Raw genomic sequence first — 1,603 nt, 5'->3', positions numbered from 1 at the left:
CATCTTGTATAAACTCATCTTCATCTAAAGAGTGATTGAAATTTTCTATATTTTGATAAACTTTTTCTAAAAATTCCAAAGGTAAAATAAAATCTTTACTGAGTATATTTTCTAAAATTTGTTTTAAAGCTAAAGCATCATTTAAAAATCTTTTAGCATTATCTTGATCTTTTTGTATTTTTTCTTTGAATTTAGCTAGTAGTTTATCACTTCTATTTTTAGTTAAACTTTTGGGAAGTTCAAACTTGGGTTTAAATTTTGTAAGGAGTTTTTCACAACATTCTTTAAAGGAAAGTTCTTCAGTAAAATTAATCCTTGCTCCACCTTCAGTAGCATTGTAAAATTTAGCTTCTTTACTGTTGCAAGCAAAAAGATATTCAAGCTTTATGCGATAATCATTCCAAGTCATATGAGTTAAAACTTCTCCTTTACTTGCATAGGCGGGGACTTTAAGTTTGTCTATATTTTCTTCATCGTTAAATTTCTCCCCAAAATCAAAACCTTTTGAATGTGAATTTCCTTCTTCATCAAAGGCCAAATCTTGCCCTATCATAATAATATTTTTAAATCCTAAAGCCAAAGCTAAGGTATAAGAAAAATGACTTACATGAGTACCTGTATCAACATAACCAAAGTCGTTAAGATTGAAGCGTTGGTATAAAGCTTTATTTCTTAAAATAATCATACAATTTTCAGCCTTTAAACTACGCGCGACATTAGGATGTGTAGCACACTCAAGAGCGATAATGCTTTGTTTTAAATTTTCTTTATTTTGAAAAAATTTCATTGCTAAATCAGTAAAATCTAAATTCGTAACATAATCAGGCACTATACCTTCTTTTTCAAGCATACTTAAAGCCCCATCAGCACAAAAGATCACTGCTTTTTCTTGATAAGCTTTAAGTAAAGGAAGTTGTTTAGCTAAACTAGGTCCTGCAGAAACTACTATAGCATTTTCAAATTTGTTTTTTCTTTCATTTAAGATTCTTTGAAAAGGAATGCTTTCAAGCATAGAAGGGATGTTTTGTAAAAACTGTCCATGTGTTAGCAAAGGTAAAAAACAAGTAATATCAGCATTTCTTATCGCAACAGCTGCACTTTTAATACAAAGTTCATTTAAAGATAAAATAGAAGCTTCATAGTATTTAAGATAATAATGCGAGCTAATAAACATTTCATATAAACTTAAATACTCTAAAATGCTTTGTTGATCAAAAACCATAGCAATATGAATTTCCACATCCTTGGCTGCTGCATCAAACAATATCACTTGATAAGTTTTTAGTTCTTCACTCAAATCCAGTGTACTTAAAGCTAGGATAAAAAGTTCTATTTCGCTTTCAAATACAAAAAGATGTTTATAGTGTTTAGCTAAATTTTTAATCAGTAAAGCATTGCCTATACCATAAATACATATAAAAGGATATCTAGGAGTTTTTTCTAAAATACTTTGATAGAAAAAATTTAATTCTTCTTCTAAATTTTCATACATAAAAACATTATGAGTTTTATCATAGATATTTAAATTTTCATCTATATTAAAACGAGAACAAGTTTTATTTTGTATGAAATTTAAAAGTTTATTTCCTAAGGGTTCATTTAC

Annotated in this window: 1 protein-coding gene; it reads right to left on the bottom strand. The window is 27.9% G+C overall.

The annotated features are described in order from the left end of the window. A partial coding sequence (locus tag AJN60_RS07540) for a motility associated factor glycosyltransferase family protein (RefSeq protein ID WP_070286207.1) occupies nucleotides 1-1,603 on the bottom strand: 1,603 nt, incomplete at both ends.

It is taken from the genome of Campylobacter sp. BCW_4323 (assembly GCF_001763115.1).
Classification (GTDB): Bacteria; Campylobacterota; Campylobacteria; order Campylobacterales; family Campylobacteraceae; genus Campylobacter_D; species Campylobacter_D jejuni.
This window is presented reverse-complemented; position numbering and strand designations above follow the sequence as displayed.